Annotated in this window: 12 protein-coding genes and 1 pseudogene; 11 read left to right on the plus strand and 2 right to left on the minus strand. The window is 72.6% G+C overall.

Annotated elements, in window-relative coordinates:
- Position 1: 1 nt before the first annotated feature.
- On the minus strand, positions 2-991 hold the full coding sequence (locus POL72_RS44170; RefSeq protein ID WP_272102926.1) for an OmpA/MotB family protein: 990 nt from the start codon (positions 989-991) through the stop codon (positions 2-4).
- 360 nt (positions 992-1,351) lie between these two features.
- The gene (locus POL72_RS44175) at positions 1,352-1,762 is read right to left on the minus strand and encodes a hypothetical protein (RefSeq protein WP_272102927.1); all 411 of its coding nucleotides are present in this window, start codon (positions 1,760-1,762) and stop codon (positions 1,352-1,354) included.
- 970 nt (positions 1,763-2,732) lie between these two features.
- Between POL72_RS44175 and POL72_RS44180 the strand changes: the two genes are divergently transcribed.
- The 11 genes and pseudogenes from POL72_RS44180 to POL72_RS44230 all read left to right on the plus strand — a co-directional run bounded on the left by POL72_RS44180 (position 2,733) and on the right by POL72_RS44230 (position 16,789).
- Positions 2,733-3,824: a type III polyketide synthase gene (locus POL72_RS44180; protein ID WP_272102928.1), complete on the plus strand. Its 1,092-nt coding sequence runs from the start codon at positions 2,733-2,735 to the stop codon at positions 3,822-3,824.
- Positions 3,825-3,964: 140 nt separating this feature from the next.
- Positions 3,965-4,342 (plus strand): annotated as a pseudogene (locus POL72_RS52390) (aldo/keto reductase); the annotation flags it as partial.
- Between the two features lie 71 nt (positions 4,343-4,413).
- Entirely contained in the window at positions 4,414-4,842 is a 429-nt protein-coding gene (locus tag POL72_RS52395) for an aldo/keto reductase (protein ID WP_272102929.1), read from the plus strand.
- Positions 4,839-5,273: a nuclear transport factor 2 family protein gene (locus POL72_RS44195; protein ID WP_272102930.1), complete on the plus strand. Its 435-nt coding sequence runs from the start codon at positions 4,839-4,841 to the stop codon at positions 5,271-5,273. The genes POL72_RS52395 and POL72_RS44195 overlap by 4 nt, the downstream gene beginning before the upstream one ends.
- A 145-nt stretch (positions 5,274-5,418) precedes the next feature.
- Positions 5,419-5,790 carry a DMT family transporter gene (locus tag POL72_RS44200; protein ID WP_272102931.1) on the plus strand — a complete coding sequence of 124 codons (372 nt, stop codon included), beginning with the start codon at positions 5,419-5,421 and terminating at the stop codon, positions 5,788-5,790.
- Between the two features lie 133 nt (positions 5,791-5,923).
- On the plus strand, positions 5,924-6,379 hold the full coding sequence (locus tag POL72_RS44205; protein ID WP_272102932.1) for a DUF3574 domain-containing protein: 456 nt from the start codon (positions 5,924-5,926) through the stop codon (positions 6,377-6,379).
- A 399-nt stretch (positions 6,380-6,778) separates the two neighbouring features.
- Complete coding sequence (locus POL72_RS44210; protein ID WP_272102933.1) at positions 6,779-11,425, plus strand: cupredoxin domain-containing protein; 4,647 nt, start codon at positions 6,779-6,781, stop codon at positions 11,423-11,425.
- 20 nt (positions 11,426-11,445) lie between these two features.
- On the plus strand, positions 11,446-13,680 hold the full coding sequence (locus POL72_RS44215; RefSeq protein WP_272102934.1) for a YncE family protein: 2,235 nt from the start codon (positions 11,446-11,448) through the stop codon (positions 13,678-13,680).
- Positions 13,677-14,294 (plus strand): SCO family protein, encoded by a 618-nt coding sequence (locus POL72_RS44220; RefSeq protein ID WP_272102935.1) that lies wholly within the window; start codon positions 13,677-13,679, stop codon positions 14,292-14,294. The genes POL72_RS44215 and POL72_RS44220 overlap by 4 nt, the downstream gene beginning before the upstream one ends.
- Positions 14,295-14,301: 7 nt before the next feature.
- Positions 14,302-15,018 (plus strand): SCO family protein, encoded by a 717-nt coding sequence (locus POL72_RS44225; RefSeq protein ID WP_272102936.1) that lies wholly within the window; start codon positions 14,302-14,304, stop codon positions 15,016-15,018.
- On the plus strand, positions 15,011-16,789 hold the full coding sequence (locus POL72_RS44230; RefSeq protein WP_272102937.1) for an ABC transporter substrate-binding protein: 1,779 nt from the start codon (positions 15,011-15,013) through the stop codon (positions 16,787-16,789). The genes POL72_RS44225 and POL72_RS44230 overlap by 8 nt, the downstream gene beginning before the upstream one ends.
- Positions 16,790-16,850 lie beyond the last annotated feature (61 nt).

Genomic DNA, 16,850 nt, shown 5'->3' on the forward strand with positions numbered 1-16,850 from the left:
CTCACGGATACGTGTCGTCCCCACCCTTCGTGCCAGCTCCCGGGCGGGCCTCGCCGGCCGGGCGGGCCGCACCGCCCGGGCGAGGCTCGCCAGCCGGCGCTGCGCCAGCCGGTGCCGCACCCGTCGGTGCCGCACCCGTCGGTGCCGCGCCTGCAGGGCGAACGGGGCCCTCTGGGAGCTGCGCTGTCCCCTCGATCACGATCTCCACGCGCGGCTCCGGCGGTTGCGCCGGGGCGCCTCCGCCCGCGTCGGCAGCCGGCAGATCGGCGAAGCTCGCCAGGCTGAGCCGCGCGAGGGGCACGCCGGCCTCCTTGGGCTGCGCCAGGAAGAGCAGCACGGCGCGCGCCTGGGCGACCGTCACGTCCCAGCCGTTGCGCCACGCCACGCCGGGCGTGCCGCTCGCCGTGTGGCCGACGATCTGGTAGCCGAGGCCCTTGAGCGGCTCGTTGCTGCGGATGATCGCGGCGATGTCCCGCAGCACCTTCTCCCCCGCCGGGGAGAGCGCGTCGCGGTTCCCCTTGAACAGGACCCGGCTCGGGATCGAGATGACCACGCGGCCGTCGCGCGGCGCGACCGTGACGTCTCCGCTGGCGACCGGCAGGAACGCCCTGAGGACGTCGCTGTCGCGCTCCGACGCCGGGCGGGCCCCGGCCGGCTCGCCGCGCGGCGGCGTCGCGCCCAGCCCGACGTCGAGGCCCGAGATCGGATCGTTCGCCCAGTGTGGATCGGCCGCGGCGCCGCCGCGCGGGCCCTGCTCTTCCAGCTGGCGGACCCGCGCCTGGCTGGCCACGAGCTCGCGCTGGAGGCGCTCGGACCGGTCGAGCTGAGCTTGCCATTCGAACTCGGTGTAGCCGCACCCGACGAGGAGCGCAGACGCGACCAGCGCGGCCAGGCCGCGCCCGGCCAAAGCGGCCCGGACAGCGCGGGGAGGGGAGACCTCGGCGCGCCCCTTCACGCTCACCTCTGCGACACCCGAAACAGGCAATTGCACTTGGCAGGCTCCTTCTCGCCCGATCATCCGGATCCATCCTCCTCGCGCCGGTGCGCTGAGCGGGCGGGAGCCTATCCGAGCGGCCGTGATCCCACAAGGCGCGGGCGGCGCTCACTCCACGTTTGGGCCAGGCTCGGGCCACATCTGGGCCAGGTTCGGGGCGCCCCCGAGCGGGGGATGCGCGCGTCGCGCGCCATCTGTCGACGCGTCGACGCGCGCGGCCCCACGTCGCGGCCGGGCCTGGGCGCGCGCCCCGGCCTCGGAGACCTCGGCAGGGGACCGGGCTGAGGGACCGATCCGGTCCGGGATCGATCCCCCTGCGCGCGGCCCCGCGCTCGCTGGGCGTGCGGGTGAGGCTGCCTACGACAGGCGCTCGTGGCCGGCGCCGTTCGGCAGCGAGGCCTGGTGCACTTTCCTGCGTTGCTCGAGCTCGGCAGAGATGAGCCGCACGAGCTCCGTCGAGAGGACGATCGCCTCCCGAGGACCATATCCATGCTTGCTCAGCTCCCGCGCGACCGACTTGGCCAGGATCTTCATGGCCGAGTCGATCTCTCCCGGCGTCTTCGATGTCGACGTCGAGAAGAGGCTCGCGGTCATCTGGGTGTCGGCGCCTCGCCCCTGGCCGTCCTCGGGCGTTCGGCGCAGCGTCGGCTCGAGCTCCGGAGGCGCCGCGCTCCGGAGCGATGGCCGATCGATCGCGTTGCTTTCGTGGTTTTCGGCCGATGCGGGCGTCGTCGTGCTCGTCGTGCTGTCCGTATGCAGCGATGTCATGTTGTGCGCGCTCACGGTGGATCCCCGTCGTCGTTGAACCGGTTTTCTCGCCTTCGTCCTTCGTTTCCGCGCGTGAGAGGTGCTATCGATGGCGAGCTCACGCCGCTCGTCGCAGCGGCAGGCATCGGTGGATTTACGTCGCGAGACGAAGTTGACGGTAAAAGCAGGAATGGCACCTGCGGGGACCGTGTGGAGGCGGACCACATTGGCCCCTGACCCCACGATAGCAGGGCTCCGATGAAAGGCATCGATCCATCGGTCGTTCGCGCGGGAACACCCATGTTCGCGAGCGCCGCCGGCGACGCGCGGCGCCTCCCGCCGCCCACGCTGCTCAGGAATCGTCATGTGGCCTGGCGAAGCCTCGTGCCGCCGCGAGCGATCTGGGCCGCTCGACACACCGGGGCTGGCGCACGATGTCCGCGCGTTCAGCGCCTGACATGGAAAACGCGGGTGGGCGCCGAGGGGCGATCGCGCGAGACTGCGACTCTGAACGTGCGCGCCAATGCTCGCCCGATGGGGGCGCCGTCCGCGCTGCGCTGCGAGCGCGAGAGATGGCTTGCCCGGGGCAGACCCGGGTGTGTCTGGCGCGCTCGCAGCGCGGGGCGCGGCGCGCCGCCGCCCGCGCTGCGCTCCGCCGGGGAGCGCGGACGCACGCGTCCACGTATGAGGAACAATCGACGTTGAGCACGGATGGCGAGTCCGGTGTTCGCTGGTTGGACACAGCTTGTTACGAATCGCGCGCCTTCCATTGACGATGTGTGTTTCCTGCGGTACTCGATGGAATCGTTGGCGGCCTGACGCTGCGGCGCCATGGGCGTCCGGATGGAATTCCGGGCTTTGTAGAGCCGACGGCGCGGTAGCGCGGTAGATCGACGCGACGTCCTTGCTTCCGTGTGCCGCTCCATGGCGCCGTTCGCTTCGGCTCGGCCGACGCCGGACGTTCCGAGTTCATCATGGCTAGGGGGGAAGTATGGCCACACTGTGCAGGCCGGAGGTCGCGGTTCCGGAGTTCATCATCACGCGGGAAGACACGCTGAAGCTGGCGGAGCGGCTGCACGCGAGAAACCCGCAGCTGAAGCTCGTGCTGCGGCTCATCAACGGCACCGGGGTGCAGAAGCGGCACATCGTGCAGCCTCTGGAGCAGGCGCTCTCTCACCCTGGTCTCGAGATCCGAAATAGAATTTACGAACGGGAGGCCAAGCGCCGGGTGCCGCCGGTGATACGGCAGGCGCTGGAGAACGCCGAGCTCACGGCGCGGGACATCGACGCCATCATCTTCGTCTCGTGCACCGGCTTCATGATGCCGTCTATGACGGCCCATCTGATCAACGCCATGGGCTTCCGGCACGACACGCGGCAGATCCCGATGGCGCAGCTCGGCTGCGCGGCCGGGGCGGCGGCCATCAACCGCGCGCACGACTTCTGCGCGGCTCACCCGCAGGCCAACGCGCTCATCGTGGCCTGCGAGTTCTGCTCCCTCTGCTACCAGCCGACGGACGATGACGTCGGATCGCTCCTGTCCGACGGCCTCTTCGGGGACGCGGTGGGCGCTGTCGTCGTCCGGGGCAGCGGAGGCACCGGCATCCGGCTGGAGCGGAACGAGGCGTATCTCATCCCGGACACCGAGGAGTGGATCTCGTACGCCGTCAAGGACACCGGGTTTCACTTCCGGCTCGACAAGCGGGTCCCCGGGACTATGAAGCCCCTCGCCCCCGTGATGCGCCGGCTCGTCGCGAGCCACGGCTGGGACGTGGGCAACCTCGACTTCTACATCGTCCACGCGGGCGGTCCGCGCATCCTCAACGATCTGTGCAAGTACCTGGAGGTGCCCCAGGAGGCGTTCCGGTACAGCAGGGCCACGCTGACGGAGTACGGCAACATCGCGAGCGCGGTGGTGCTCGACTCCCTAGGACGCCTGTTCGCGGACAGGCCGATGCCCGACGGCGCGCGCGGCGTGATCGCGGGGTTCGGCCCGGGGATCACGGCGGAGATGGCCGTCGGTTCCTGGGTGAACGATCACGGCCAGAGCAGGGGCGGAGGGCGTTCGTCCGCCGCCGCGTGACAGCGGCCCTGTCGCTCCTGCCATGTAAATCGTGTGAGAAGAGGAAGGGAAGGCTGATGACCAACGCATCGCTGAAAACTCCATCGCTGAGGTTCGCGCTCGGAGGCGACCGTCCCGTCTGCCGCATGGGCTATGGCGCCATGTACCTGACCGGGCCGGGCTACTGGGGGCCGCCGGCCGACCCGGACGCGGCCGTCCGGCTCCTGCGGCGCGCCGTCGACCTCGGGGTCAACTTCATCGACACCGCCGACGCCTACGGCCCGGACACCAACGAGCAGATCATCCGCCGCGCCCTCCATCCGTACCCGGCGGGGCTCGTGATCACCACCAAGGGCGGGCTGCTGCGCTCCGGACCGGAGGACTGGACGGTGCAGGGGCGCCCGTACATCGTCCCGTGCGGGCGTCCGGCGTACCTCCGCCAGCAGGTGGAGATGAGCCTGCGAAACCTCGGGCTCGAGCGCATCGAGCTCTATCAGCTCCACCGCATCGACCCGGCCGTACCGCTGGCCGATCAGCTCGGCGAGCTCGCGCGGCTCCGGGAGCAGGGCAAGATCCACCATATCGGGCTCTCCGGCAGCCCGAGGTCACCGTGGAGCAGCTCGCCAAGGCGCGCGAGATCACCGAGATCGCCGCCGTGGAGAACCTGTACAACGTCGCGGACCGCTCCGGGGAGAAGGCCCTTCGGTACGCCGAGCAGCACGGCATGGCGTTCATTCCGTGGTTCCCCATGGGCCACGGCGACCTCGCCAAGCCCGGCAGCGTCCTCTCCGGGCTCGCCAAGGAGCGCGGCGCGACGCCCGCCCAGCTGGCCCTCGCCTGGCTGCTGCACAGGTCACCGTCCATCCTCGCCATCCCCGGCACCTCGTCCATCAAGCACCTGGAGGAGAACTGTCGCGCCGCGGACATGAAGCTCGACGAGAGCGAGCTGGCCGCCATCGAGGACGCCGCCGCCGCCGCGAAGACGTGGCGTCCATCGACGTCGGAATCGGGGTCCGCCCACACGGAGGAGACGCCATGAGCACCCAGCAGCAAACCAGCGCCGCCCATCCGAACGTCCAGAAGCTGCGCACCCTCTACGCCGATCTGTCGCGCATCGGGGAGTTCGTCGCCGACGACATGGTCCTGCACACCGCGCACCGGGAGCTCTGCCGCGACAGGGCCGCCGGCCGCGTCGTCGGCAGGGCGGCCGCCGCCACCCACGAGCGCGAGCTGATCCGCATGACCGGCGGCACCCTGCAGATGGATGTGCAGCACATCTTCGCCAACGATCACTTCGGCGCCGCCTTCGGCTTGCTGCGGGCCCACCTCGGCGGCGCGAGCCTCGCGATGCCGTTCTGCGGGGTCTGGCGCTTCCGCGGGGGCCTGATCACGGAGCACTGGGAGAACGCGTACGACGTGGCCTCCGTGATGGCGTTCCTCGGCGACGAGAGCGGCGCCCCGCCCGCCTGAGGCGCCGAGGGGCCGCGCTACGAGGGCCTTGCCCCCTCCTTTGTCGCTCCCGCCGTCCTCCCGGATCTGCTACTGCTGCCCGCCGCGCCGGTGCCCTCCCGGGACCGGCGAGCTCCCCCGAGAGCGCGCTCGCCGCACGTCAGCCATGGCTCAAGGTTACCTCTTCCTGATCATCGCCCTCGTCTTCAACGCGACAGCGAACATCCTGATGAAGCTGGCGTCGCGGCGCGTCCCCTCGATGGAGGGGCTGTCCCTCGTCGAGAAGGCCCTCGCGCTCGTCACGAACTACCACCTCGTGCTGGGGCTCGTGCTCTTCGCGTCGAACATCCTGTTCTACGTCCTGGCGCTCAAGCGCATCAACCTGTCGATCGCCTATCCGATCATGTCGTCGGGCGGCTTCCTGCTCATCTCGGTCTTCTCGGTGTACTTCCTGCGCGAGACGCTGACGGCGCTGCAGATCGGCGGCATCGTCCTGATCGCGGCGGGGATCGCGCTGCTCGCGTACAACATCGCCTAGGCCTCCGGCCGGCCTCCGCGGCGCGACGTCGGACCGCCGGACCGGCCTGCCTCTCCGCCCTCCCTCGGCGTGGGGCCGTGGTACGGTGGCGCGCGCCTCGCGCCCGAACGCCCTCATCCCGGAGACCGCCGCCATGCGCAGCCGAACGCTCCCGCGTGCCTTGCTCGCCGTGCTCCTCGCGGCGCCCCTCGCGACCGCGTGCCACGGCGCCCGCCAGGACGCCGCGCACCCCTCGCCCGGCCGGGCCGGCGCCGCCTGCGGGCGCGGCGATCCGATGACGCGGACCGAGCTCTTCTTCGGCCTGGATCGGTTCGAGCTGCCCCCCGTGACGCAGGCGGAGTGGCAGCAGTTCGTCGACACGGCGGTCACCCCGCGCTTCAAGGAAGGGCTGACCCAGTTCGATGTCGACGGCCAGTACCTCGCGAAGACGGGGAAGCTGATCCGCGAGGACAGCCGGCTGATCATGCTCCTCCACGACGGCGGCCAGGTCGCCTCGGACGCCATCGACGCGATCCGCAAGGAATACAAGGTTCGCTTCAACCAGGAGTCCGTGCTGCGTATCGACGAGCCCGTCTGCGTCGGCTTCTGACGCCTGGGACCGCTGCTGAGGGTGGAGCTCCGCCCGCCGCGGGGACAGCGCATGTCCCGCGCGTGTCTGTTCGGAACAGCGCCTGTTCTCCCCCTTCGGCGGTCGCCTGATCGCGAAGATTCTTGACCCGCGGGGTGCTGGGAGACAGAGTTTTATTACAACTGCCAGGCTTCGGTCGGCGCATGGCCGCGCATTGCGTTGCGCGCATCCGTCGGCGTGCTCGTGCCTGGCGTTCATAACGACAAGCGTTCGACGTGAGCGCTCCTGCTCGGCTCCAACGGGAGCAAGGAGATCCCCGTGCTGATGAGGCTTCCCTGGCGGCTCGGATGGGCCATGACGATGGTGGCTGTCGTTGGGTGCTCGGGCTCCGAAGCGCCTCCTCAGGAGGAGGAGAGCGTAGTGGAGAGCCAAGATGAGGTGCGCTACGACTTCCATGCACCCGCGTCTGGAAGGACGGTGTTCGCGGACGTCGTGGCCATCGATCAGATGTTCGTCTACGACCGCCTCGGCGCGTTCAACCCTGGAGGCATGGTGTACGCGCTCCGCCGAGACGTGGTGGCCGCCGACCCGTCGAAGGCCATCGGGCCGGGCAACGCGACGCTGCGGCCGGGCAAGCGCCCGAGGCCCCTCGTCCTGCGGGTCAACGCCGGAGACAGGCTCTCCATCAAGTTCACCAACTGGCTCACGCCCGCGACAGGCGCGCTGCCGAGCACCTCGACGTCGACCCGCGACGCCTCGATCCAGGTGGTCGGGCTCCAGATCCGGAGCATCGACGCGCTCGCCGCCGACGTCGGGAAGAACGAGAGCTCGCTGGCCGCGCCGGGCGAGACGCGCACGTACGAGCTCTTCGCCGGCCGCGAGGGCACGTTCCTCATGCACAGCGGGGGCGCCACGGTCGGCTCGGAGCCCGGGCCGGGGCGGCGGATCTCGCAGACGCTGTACGGCGCTGTCACCGTCGAGCCGCCGGGCGCGGTCGCGTACCGCTCGCAGGTGACGGCGGCCGAGCTCGAGGACGCGTCCCTGAGCCCCTCGAACCCGGACGGCACCCCGCGCATCGACTACGACGCGGTCGACGCGTCCGGTCAGCCGATCCTGAAGATGATCGACGACGCCGGAGAGATCGTGCACGGCGACGTCAACGCCATCATCGCGGGCTTCGACGAGACGGAGGCCGGGTCCCCGGCCTCGGAGAACATGGGCTATTTCCGCGAGTTCACGGTGCTCTTCCACGACATCCTGAGCGTCGTCCAGCCCATCGCGGAGTACCAGGCGGATCCGCGCTACAACGGCGTGCGCACCGGCTTCGGCATCAACTACGGCGCCGCCAGCCTGGGCAGCGCCGTCTTCGCCAACAAGCAGAGGATCGGCCCGAGCAAGCGCTGCGAGGAGTGCAAGTTCGAGGAGTTCTTCCTGAGCTCGTGGGTCAACGGGGATCCGGCGCTGAACATCGACCGGGACGACGCCGGCAACGCGACAGAGGCCCTCTATCCGGACGACCCCTCCAACGTATCCCACGGTTACCTCGGGGATCCCGTCCGCATCCGGAACCTGCACGCCGGCCCCAGCGAGACGCACGTCTTCCACGTCCACGGCCACCAGTGGCTGCGGTCGCCGGGCAACGACAAGAGCGCGTACATCGACTCGCAGACCATCGGCCCGCGGGCCGCCTACACGTATGACATCACCTATGGCGGAGGCGGCAACCGCAACCTCTCCGTGGGAGACGCCATCTACCACTGCCACCTGTATGCCCATTTCGCGCAGGGCATGTGGGGGCTCTGGCGCACACACGACGTCTTCGAGGCGGGCACGCCGGACCGCTCGCTCCCGGACGGCGAGCTCGCGGCGGGGACGCCCACGCCCGCGGTCGTGCCGATCCCCGGCGTCGCGCTGGCGCCGATGCCGACCTACGCGCGGACGTCGGTCAGGATGGCCGACGGGAAGACCGAGGAGCGCGACCCCATGCCGGGTTATCCGTTCTACGTCGCCGCGGTGGCCGGGCACCGGCCGCCGCAGCCGCCCCGCGACATGGAGAACGACGGCGGGCTCCCGCGCCACTACATCGCGAACGTCCCGCAGGGGGGCGCGGCGGTCGGCGGCCGCGGCCTCTTCGACGTGCAGCTCTCCAAAGCCGACGTGCAGCTCTTGCCGAAGGACGGCACCCCGTCGGAGGTGGCGGCCGCCAACTTCCACGCCGGCGCGTTCCCGGGTGCCGTGCGCGCGCCGGAGCGCTACGGCTTCCCCGTCAAGGGCTACCCGGCCTTCACGGCGGACGGCAAGCCGGCGCTCTTCCTCGTGAACGGCCAGCCGCCGGCCGCGGGCGCCCCCTTTGCGGACCCGTGCCCGCCAGGCGCGCCGGTGCGCACCTACCGCGCGGCCTATGTCCAGACCAACGCCCCGGTGAACCGGGCCGGCTGGCACGACGCGCAGGCGCGCATGATCGTCCTCGAGAAGGACGTCGAGGCCACCCTCGACGGCACGAAGGCGCCGGAGCCGCTGTTCATCCGCGCGCAATCCGGCGAGTGCGTCGTGTTCCACGCGACGAACCTCATCCCGGCGGCGCTCGCGGCGGACGACTTCCAGGTCTTCACGCCCACCGACGTCATCGGCCAGCACATCCACCTCGTGAAGTTCGACGTCACCGCCTCGGACGGCGGGGCGAACGGCTTCAACTACGAGGACGGGTCCCTGGCGATGGAGGAGGTAGCGGCGCGCATCCAGGCGGCCAACGCGCTCGGCGGGGCCCTCGCCGCCGACGTCAGGAGCCGTGAGGCCGGGGCGCGCGTGCTGCTCGATGACCCGACGCGCCACCCGCGCATGACCACCCCGTCGTTCGGGGCGCAGACAACGATACAGCGCTGGTGGGCCGATTCGATCCTGAGCGAGGCCGGCCAGGACCGCGCGCTGAACACGGCCTTCACCCACGATCACTTCGCCGCCTCATCGCACCAGCAGCACGGGCTCTACGGCGGCCTCGTCGTCGAGCCGGCCGGCTCGATCTGGCGCGATCCGGAGACCGGAGCGGTCTTCGGCGATCGCAGCGACGGCGGGCCGACGAGCTACCGCGCCGACATCCTGTTTCCCCCGGGCGACCACCGGAGCCCGTTCCGCGAGTTCAACCTGAGCATCGCCGATTACGGCCCCATCTACGACGAGTGCGGCCGGCCGGTGAACCCGTCGTCGCAGGCGCCGGCGCCGCTGCCGCTGGCCATCACCCATGGGCCCTCCACCCCCGACGCGATCTCGTGGCGTGACTCGGGCGTCGGGCTCATCAACTACCGGAACGAGCCGATCCCGCTCCGGATCGCCGAGCGCAACTGCAGCACGCGCGCGGTCGTCCAGAAGAGCGGCGACGCCGGTGACATGCACAACGTCTTCAGCTCGCGTGTCCACGGCGATCCGGCGACACCGCTGCTCCGCGCGTACGAGGGCGATCGCACGCTGATCCGCCTCACCCAGGGCGCGCAGGCGGAGCAGCACGTGTTCACCGTGCACGGGAAGAAGTGGCTGAACGAGGCGACCGATCCCGACAGCGGCTACGCCAACGGGCAGCCCATCGGCGTCTCGGAGCAGGCGGATCTCGCGCTCGATGGGGCGCCCCTCTTCCGGAAGAACGCGGCGGGCGGCGCGGACTACCTCTATGCGGGCGCGCCGACGGACGATCTCTGGGAGGGGCGGTGGGGCATCCTGCGCGTCCACGGCGAGCGGCAGACGGATCTCTTGCCGCTCTCGGGCGCGTCGCTGCCGAGCGGCAGGCGCCGGGAGGTCGAGGTGTGCCCGCCAGAGGCCCAGAAGAGGGCGTATACAGTCCACGCGATCACCGCGAGGGGCAACCTGCCGGGCGATCGCCTCACGTACAACGCGACGTACGGGCTCAACGATCCCGACGCCATCCTGTTCGTCCTCGAGGAGGATCTGGCCGCCCTGCGCTCGGGCGCGCGCCCGCCCGAGCCGCTCGTCCTGCGCGCGGCGGCCGGCGAGTGCGTCGAGGTCACGCTCGTCAACGACCTGCCCGAGGATCTGCCGAAGTCGCCTCAGTGGAACTACAACGCTCCCATCGTCGACGGGTTCAACGTCAACCAGGTGAGGCCGTCGAACCGCGTCTCGCTGCACGCGCAGCTCGTGGGGTATGACGTCACGGCGGGCGACGGCGCGAACGTGGGCGAAAACCCCGATCAGACGGTCGAGCGCGGAAAGCAGCGGACGTACACCTGGTACGCCGGCGACATCTCCGTGACGACCCGGGGCGACGTCCGCTGGCAGCCCGTCGAGCTCGGCGCCGTGAACCTCAAGGACATGGCGGACGTGGTGAACCACCCGATGCACGGCGGGATCGGCGCGCTGGTCGTCGAGCCGGAGGGCGCCGTCTGGTACCCGAGCCGGGACTCGCGCGCGGCGGCCCAGGTGAAGTACCGGGACGAGAACGGCTCCGAGATCTGGTTCCGCGAGTTCGTGCTCCTCTACCAGGACGAGGTGCCCTTGCAGTCGGATCAGGCGGCGTTCCGATGCCTCAACCCGGCCCTGGCCTGCGGCGCTGTCCTCGCGAACGTCCTGGGCCCTCCCGATCCCGACTTCACCGGCCACAAGGCGTTCAACTACCGCGCCGAGCCCATCTGGGCGCGGCTCGGCGTGGGGCCCGACGCGCATCTCGGCACCATGCCGGGCCTCGACGTCAGCGGCGTCTTCAGCTCGGCGGGGCGCGGCGATCCCGCGACGCCGATCTTCACGGCGGGGCGCTATGACCGCGTGCGCTTCCGCGTGCTGCAGGCCTCGGGGCACCGGCGCCAGCACTCGTTCGGGCTCTCGAACACGGAGTGGGCGTACAACCCGTGGGCGCAAGGCTCGGGATCCCGGTACCAGGGCCGGAACAGCAAGAGCTTCGCCGTGAGCGCGCATGGCGGCATCGGCCCCATGACCGCGTGGAACGTGACTCCCTACTTCAGGTCGGGCGGCATGTTCGAGGTCCCCGGCGATCGCCTCTACCTGGACCAGTCGAACGCCATGCTCACCGGCGGGCTCTGGGGCATCTGGCGGGTCACGCCGTGAGCGGGAGGAGGGGCGCTGTGATGCGAAGGATCTCGATGGGCGGGACCTCGATGGGCTCGCGCGGACTCTGGCTCTCGCTGGCCTGGCTCGGTGCCTCGACGGCGCTCGGCTGCGGCAGGAGAGAGGCGCTCCCCGCCCCGGAGGACCCGGGGGCCGAGCCGCCGACGCAGCCGGCGCAGCTCGCGCAGCCGGCGCAGCCCGAGGAGCCGGCGGCTCCCCTGCAGGAGAGCCGGGTCGAGCGCGATGGGCTCTCCATCGCGTTCGCCCTGCGGCCGCTGGACCGCGGCCAGCAGGGCGGGGAGAGCGGCCTTGGCGCGGCGCCGGCCGCGGCGGTGGCGGGCTCCGACGTCGTGGCCGAGTTCACCATCACCGACGCGTCCACCGGCGCGCCGGTCCGTGGCCTCACGCCGCTCGGCTGGATGTCGCGCCGCGCCGGGGCCGACGGCGCCGCCGCGGCGAGCTTCTCCGGCGGCGCGCCCGAGGCGAGCCTCGCCAGCGGCGCGCCTGCGGCGAGCCTCGCCAGCGGCGTGTCCGCGGCGAGCCTCGCCAGCGGCGCGGTCGACGCCGCGCCGGACGAGGCGGCGTGCCGGGGGAAGATCAGGAGCTTCATGGCGGGCCTCCTGTCCGTGCGCCCCGAGGTCGACATGAACGCCTACCTCCTCTGGACGCTGAACCAGGACAACACCCTCTCGGCCATCAACCCGCAGGTCACCCTCGCCAGGACGCAGCTCCGGAGCGTGGTCAGCCTCGCGGGCCCCGGCGTCTCGTTCGTCCTGCACCCCGACCGGGAGAGCCTCTACGTCACGCTCCGGGGCGGGCGGGGCCTCGCCGTGGTGGACACGCGGAGGGGGCTCGTCCGGACGAACGTCCCCGTCGGCCAGGATCCGTCGCGCGTCGTGATCGCGCCCGACGGGCGCACGGTCTGGGTGGGCAACGACGGCGACAGGACGGTGAGCGTGATCGACGCCCGCTCGACGGACGTCCTGAAGACGCTCCCGGTGGGCCCGGGCCACCACGAGATCGCCTTCACCGGCGGCGGCCGCGCCGCGTGGATCACGAGCCAGCAGGGCGAGTCGGTGGCGGTGGTGGACGGCGAGACGCTCGAGCCGCTCGGCGAGATCGCGGTGGGCGAGGGGGTCGTCTCCATCGCGGCGAGCGATGAGGCGGGCGTTGTCCACGCGGCGAACGCCGCGCGCGGCGAGGTCGTCGTCCTCGACGCCGCGCGGCGCGCCGTCGCCGGGCGCGTCGCCCTGAAGCCCGGGCTCGGCGCGCTCCAGTTCGATCCGCGCGGGCGGTTCTCGTTCGCGCTGAACCCGACAGCGAACGAGGTCGCCGTCCTCGACGGCGCGACGGGCGCGGTGGCGCACACGCTCAGCGGGCTGGCCGCGCCGGACGCGGTCACCTTCACTGGGGCCTTCGCCTACATCCGCAACCGGGGCGCCGCGCGGGTCTCGCTCGTCGACCGGGCGGCCCTCGGCGGCGCGGCGGCTCCGCCCCTCGTCAACATCGCGGTCGGCCAGGGCCCGCCTCTGGCCGCCGCGGCGCGGCCTGGCCCGGCCGCGCTCGCCACGCCCATCGCCCCCCTGCCCGAGGGCAACGGCGCCCTCGTCGCGAGCCCGGCCGACAAGGCGCTCTACGTCTACGTGGAGGGCATGATGGCCCCGATCGGCACCTTGCCGAGCTACGGCCGCGAGCCGCGATCGCTCCTCGTCGAGGACAGGTCGCTCAAGGAGGTGCGTCCGGGCGTGTACGCGACCACGGTGCGCCTCGGCGAGGGGGGGCGCTACGACGTCGAGCTCCTCCTCGACCGCCCGCGGACGGGGGTGTGCCTCGAGGCCACCGTGGCGCCCGCGCGCTGCGCCCCGGGCGACGGCGAGGCCGACGGGTCCGGCTGCGGGGGCGATCCCGTGAAGGACATCGCGATCGCGCCGCTCTTCGAGCCCGACCTGCGGCTCGCGGCGGGCGAGCCCGCGACGCTCCGCTTCCGCGCGACCGCCGGCGAGGGGGGCCCTCCGCTCGACGCGGAAGACATCGAGGTGATGGTCGTCCGGTTCCCGACCGGGTACCGCTTCCGCGGCGCGCCGCGGGCCGAGGGGGACGGCACGTTCTCCGTCGCGTTCACCCCGCCCGCGCCGGGCCAGTACCGCTTCCTCGCCGCCGTTCCGGGGCGCGGGGCGCCTGTCGGCGCGCTCCCGTCCGTCCCGCTGCGGGTCTCGCCGCGCGGCGCCGGCGCGCACGTCGGAGGTGGGCGATGAGGCCCGGGGCGGCCCTCGCCGCGGTGGCCCTCGCGCTCGCGCTGTCCTCGTCCGCGCGCTTCTCGCCCGCAGAGGGCAAGGCGCCGCGCGTGGAGCGCATGAAGATCGGCGGCGTCTCCAGGGAGGACGACGCCGCCGCGGAGCGGTACTTCACCAACACCGAGCTCGTCGACCAGCACGGCCGCGCGCACCGCTTCTATGCCGGGCTGCTGCGGGGCCGGAAGGTGCTCATCAACTTCGCCTTCACCTCGTGCAAGGGCGCCTGCCCCACGATGACGGCGAACCTCGCGCGCGTGCAGGCGCTGCTCCGGGCGCGCGGGCAGGCGGTGACGATGCTGACGATCACGGTCGACCCGGAGAACGACACGCCGACCGCGCTGAAGGAGTACGCCGCGAAGTTCAAGGCGGGCGAGGGCTGGTACTTCCTGACCGGCACGCCCGAGAACGTCGCCACGGTGCTGAAGCGCCTCGGCGGCCAGGTGCGGCGGCCCGACGAGCACACGATGACGCTGCTCGTCGGCGACACGTCCACCGGCATGTGGCTGAAGGCGTTCGCCACCGAGGAGCCCGAGGCGCTCGCGCGCGCCGTCCAGCACCTCAACGACCCACGGTGAGGCCGACATGCGTTTCCTGTCGCTCTGTGCATTGAAAGCGCTGGTCCTCGCCGGCGCGCTCGCCGCGGCCTCGTGCGGCCGCGGGAGCGCGCCTCCTGGCGAGCACGCCGCCCCCGCTCCCGCGGGGCCGCCTGGGCGTCCTCCGGACGTCGCTGCGGCCGCGGGGCCGCCTGGGCTCTCCCCGGACGGCGCGGCGGAGGTGCGCGCCTCGCCGGCGACGGGCGTCGAGGTCCTGGACGAGGAGCTCGTGGATCAGGACGGCCGGCCCGTCCGTCTCCGCGAGCTCGCGAAGGACCGGGTGCTCGTCGTCAATTTCATCTTCACGACCTGCACGACGATCTGCTCGCCGATGACGGCCATCTTCGGCCGGCTCCAGGCCCAGCTCGGCGACGCGCTGGACCGGGACGTGCGGCTCGTCTCGATCTCGCTGGACCCCGCCATGGACACGCCGGAGCGGCTGAACGTCTACGCCGAGAAGTTCGGCCGGCGGAAGGGCTGGTCCTTCCTGACGGGGCGGCGCGAGCGCGTGAACCGCGTGCTGGACGCGCTCGGGGGGCGCGCCCCGATCAAGGAGCGGCACGCGCCGATCACGCTCATCGGGCGCGAGGCGGAGGGCCGCTGGACGCGGGTCGAGGGCATCGCGCCGCCGGGGCGCCTCGCGGACGAGGTCCGGGCCTTCCTGCCGTCGCGAGGGCCTGTGGCGCGGAGCGCGGGCGGTGGATAGGCCGAGGGCCCGTCGGCCGAGGGCCCGTCGTCCTGGCAGGGCGCGGCTCGGCCTCCTGGCAGCGGTGCCGGCGCTGGGGCTCTGCGCGGTCGCGGCGTGGGCGCTCGGCCGGGATGAAGGCGCGCCCCGAGCGCATGCGGCTGCGGCGGGCGAGGTGGGGTCGTGCGAGGAGCTCTCGCCGGCCGCCCGGCGCGGCAAGCGCATCTACCAGCGTGGCGCGACCGAGGACGGCCGGCCCATCGAGGGCGCGATCGTCGGCGGAGCCGCGGCGCTCTCCGGCCGCGAGGCCGCCTGCGCGGGCTGCCATGGCCCCAGCGGGCAGGGGACGACCGAGGGCGGCGTCACGGCGCCGCCGCTCGCGGCCGAGCGGCGCCTTGCGTCGAGCGGCGAGCGGGGTGGGGGAGCTGGGCAGGGGAGGCGGCCAGGCGAGGGAGCGATGAGCGCCGCCGCGCTGGTGACGGCCATCCGCGAGGGGCGAGGGCCCGCGGGGCCGTGGCTGAGCCCGGTGATGCCGCGGTACCGCCTGGAAGAGGCGGATCTATCGGATCTTGTTGAATATCTGGGCTGCGTCGGCCGGGATCTGGATCCTGGCATCACGGCGGGCTCGGTGGCGCTGGGCGCCGCGCTGCCGCTGACCGGGCCGGATGCGCCGGTCGGCGCGGCTGCGCGCGACGTGCTGATCGCGGCGTTCGCCGACGTGAACGCGCAGGGCGGCATCTACCGGCGGCGGCTCGAGCTGCGCGTGGAGGACAGCGCCGGGCCGTCGGGCGAGGCCGGGGCGACGGCGCGCCTGCTGGACCGGGGCGTGCTGGCGCTGGTGGGGAGCGCCTTCGACGGGGATCCGGCGCTGCGGGCGCGTCTCTCGGAGGAGCGGGCGCCGCTCGTGGGGCCCTTGGCGCTGGCGGGCGCACCCGGGTTGCCCGGCGGCGTCCCGGCGGCGAGCGCACCCGGGTTGGCCGACGGCGCCCCTGGTCGCGCGCGGGAGGCAGCCGGAGGGGGCGCGGCTGGGGCCAACGACGTCGTGTTCCAGGTGCTGCCGGGGCCCGACGTGCTGGCCCGCGTGGCGATCAAGCACCTCGCCGGCGCTCCTGCGAACGCGGGGTCGCTCGCGCTGGTCGTGCACACGCGCGACCGCGCCGGCGAGGCCTGGGCGTCGGGCGCGCGCGCGGAGGCAGCTCACCGCGATCTTCCTGCACCGCCGGCGCTCTCCTTCGAGCCAGGCCGCCTCTCGCCGCGCGACGTGGCCGGCGCGGTGCGGGCGCACGGGGCGCGGGCCGTCCTCTTCTGGGGCCCCGGCGCGGACCTCGCGAGCGCCCGGGCGGCGCTGGACGACGCCGGATCGGCCGCGCCGATCTACGCCTCGCTGGGATCGATCGCCGGGAGCGCCGGGGCGCCGTCCCGCGAGATCGCCGGCCGCGTGCTGTTCCTGTACCCAGGCTCCCTGGGTGAGCGGGAGCGGGCGTCGGAGGACGCGCTGCAGGCGTTCCTGCGCCGGGCGGGCGTCGCGCCGGGGCCGCTCGGGGTCCAGGCGAGCGCGTACGTCGCGGCGCAGATCGCGATCGAGGCGCTGAAGCGCGCCGGCGCCCATGCGACGCGGGAGGGGCTGATCGCGGCGCTCGAGCAGCTGCGCGACTTCGACGCAGGCCCGGCCCCGCCCGTGACCTTCGCCCGGAACCGCCGGACCGGGGTGCTCGGAGCGAGCGTCTTCCGGATGGATCCGGCGTCCGACGCCGCCGTGCGCGCGTCGGTGTGGATCGAGGTGGTTCCGTAGGACGGATCGAGCTCGACCTGGGTGTTCCACGAGGACGAACCGGCAGGGGAGAACCGTCGCG

The organism is Sorangium aterium (assembly GCF_028368935.1).
GTDB lineage: Bacteria > Myxococcota_A > Polyangia > Polyangiales > Polyangiaceae > Sorangium > Sorangium atrum.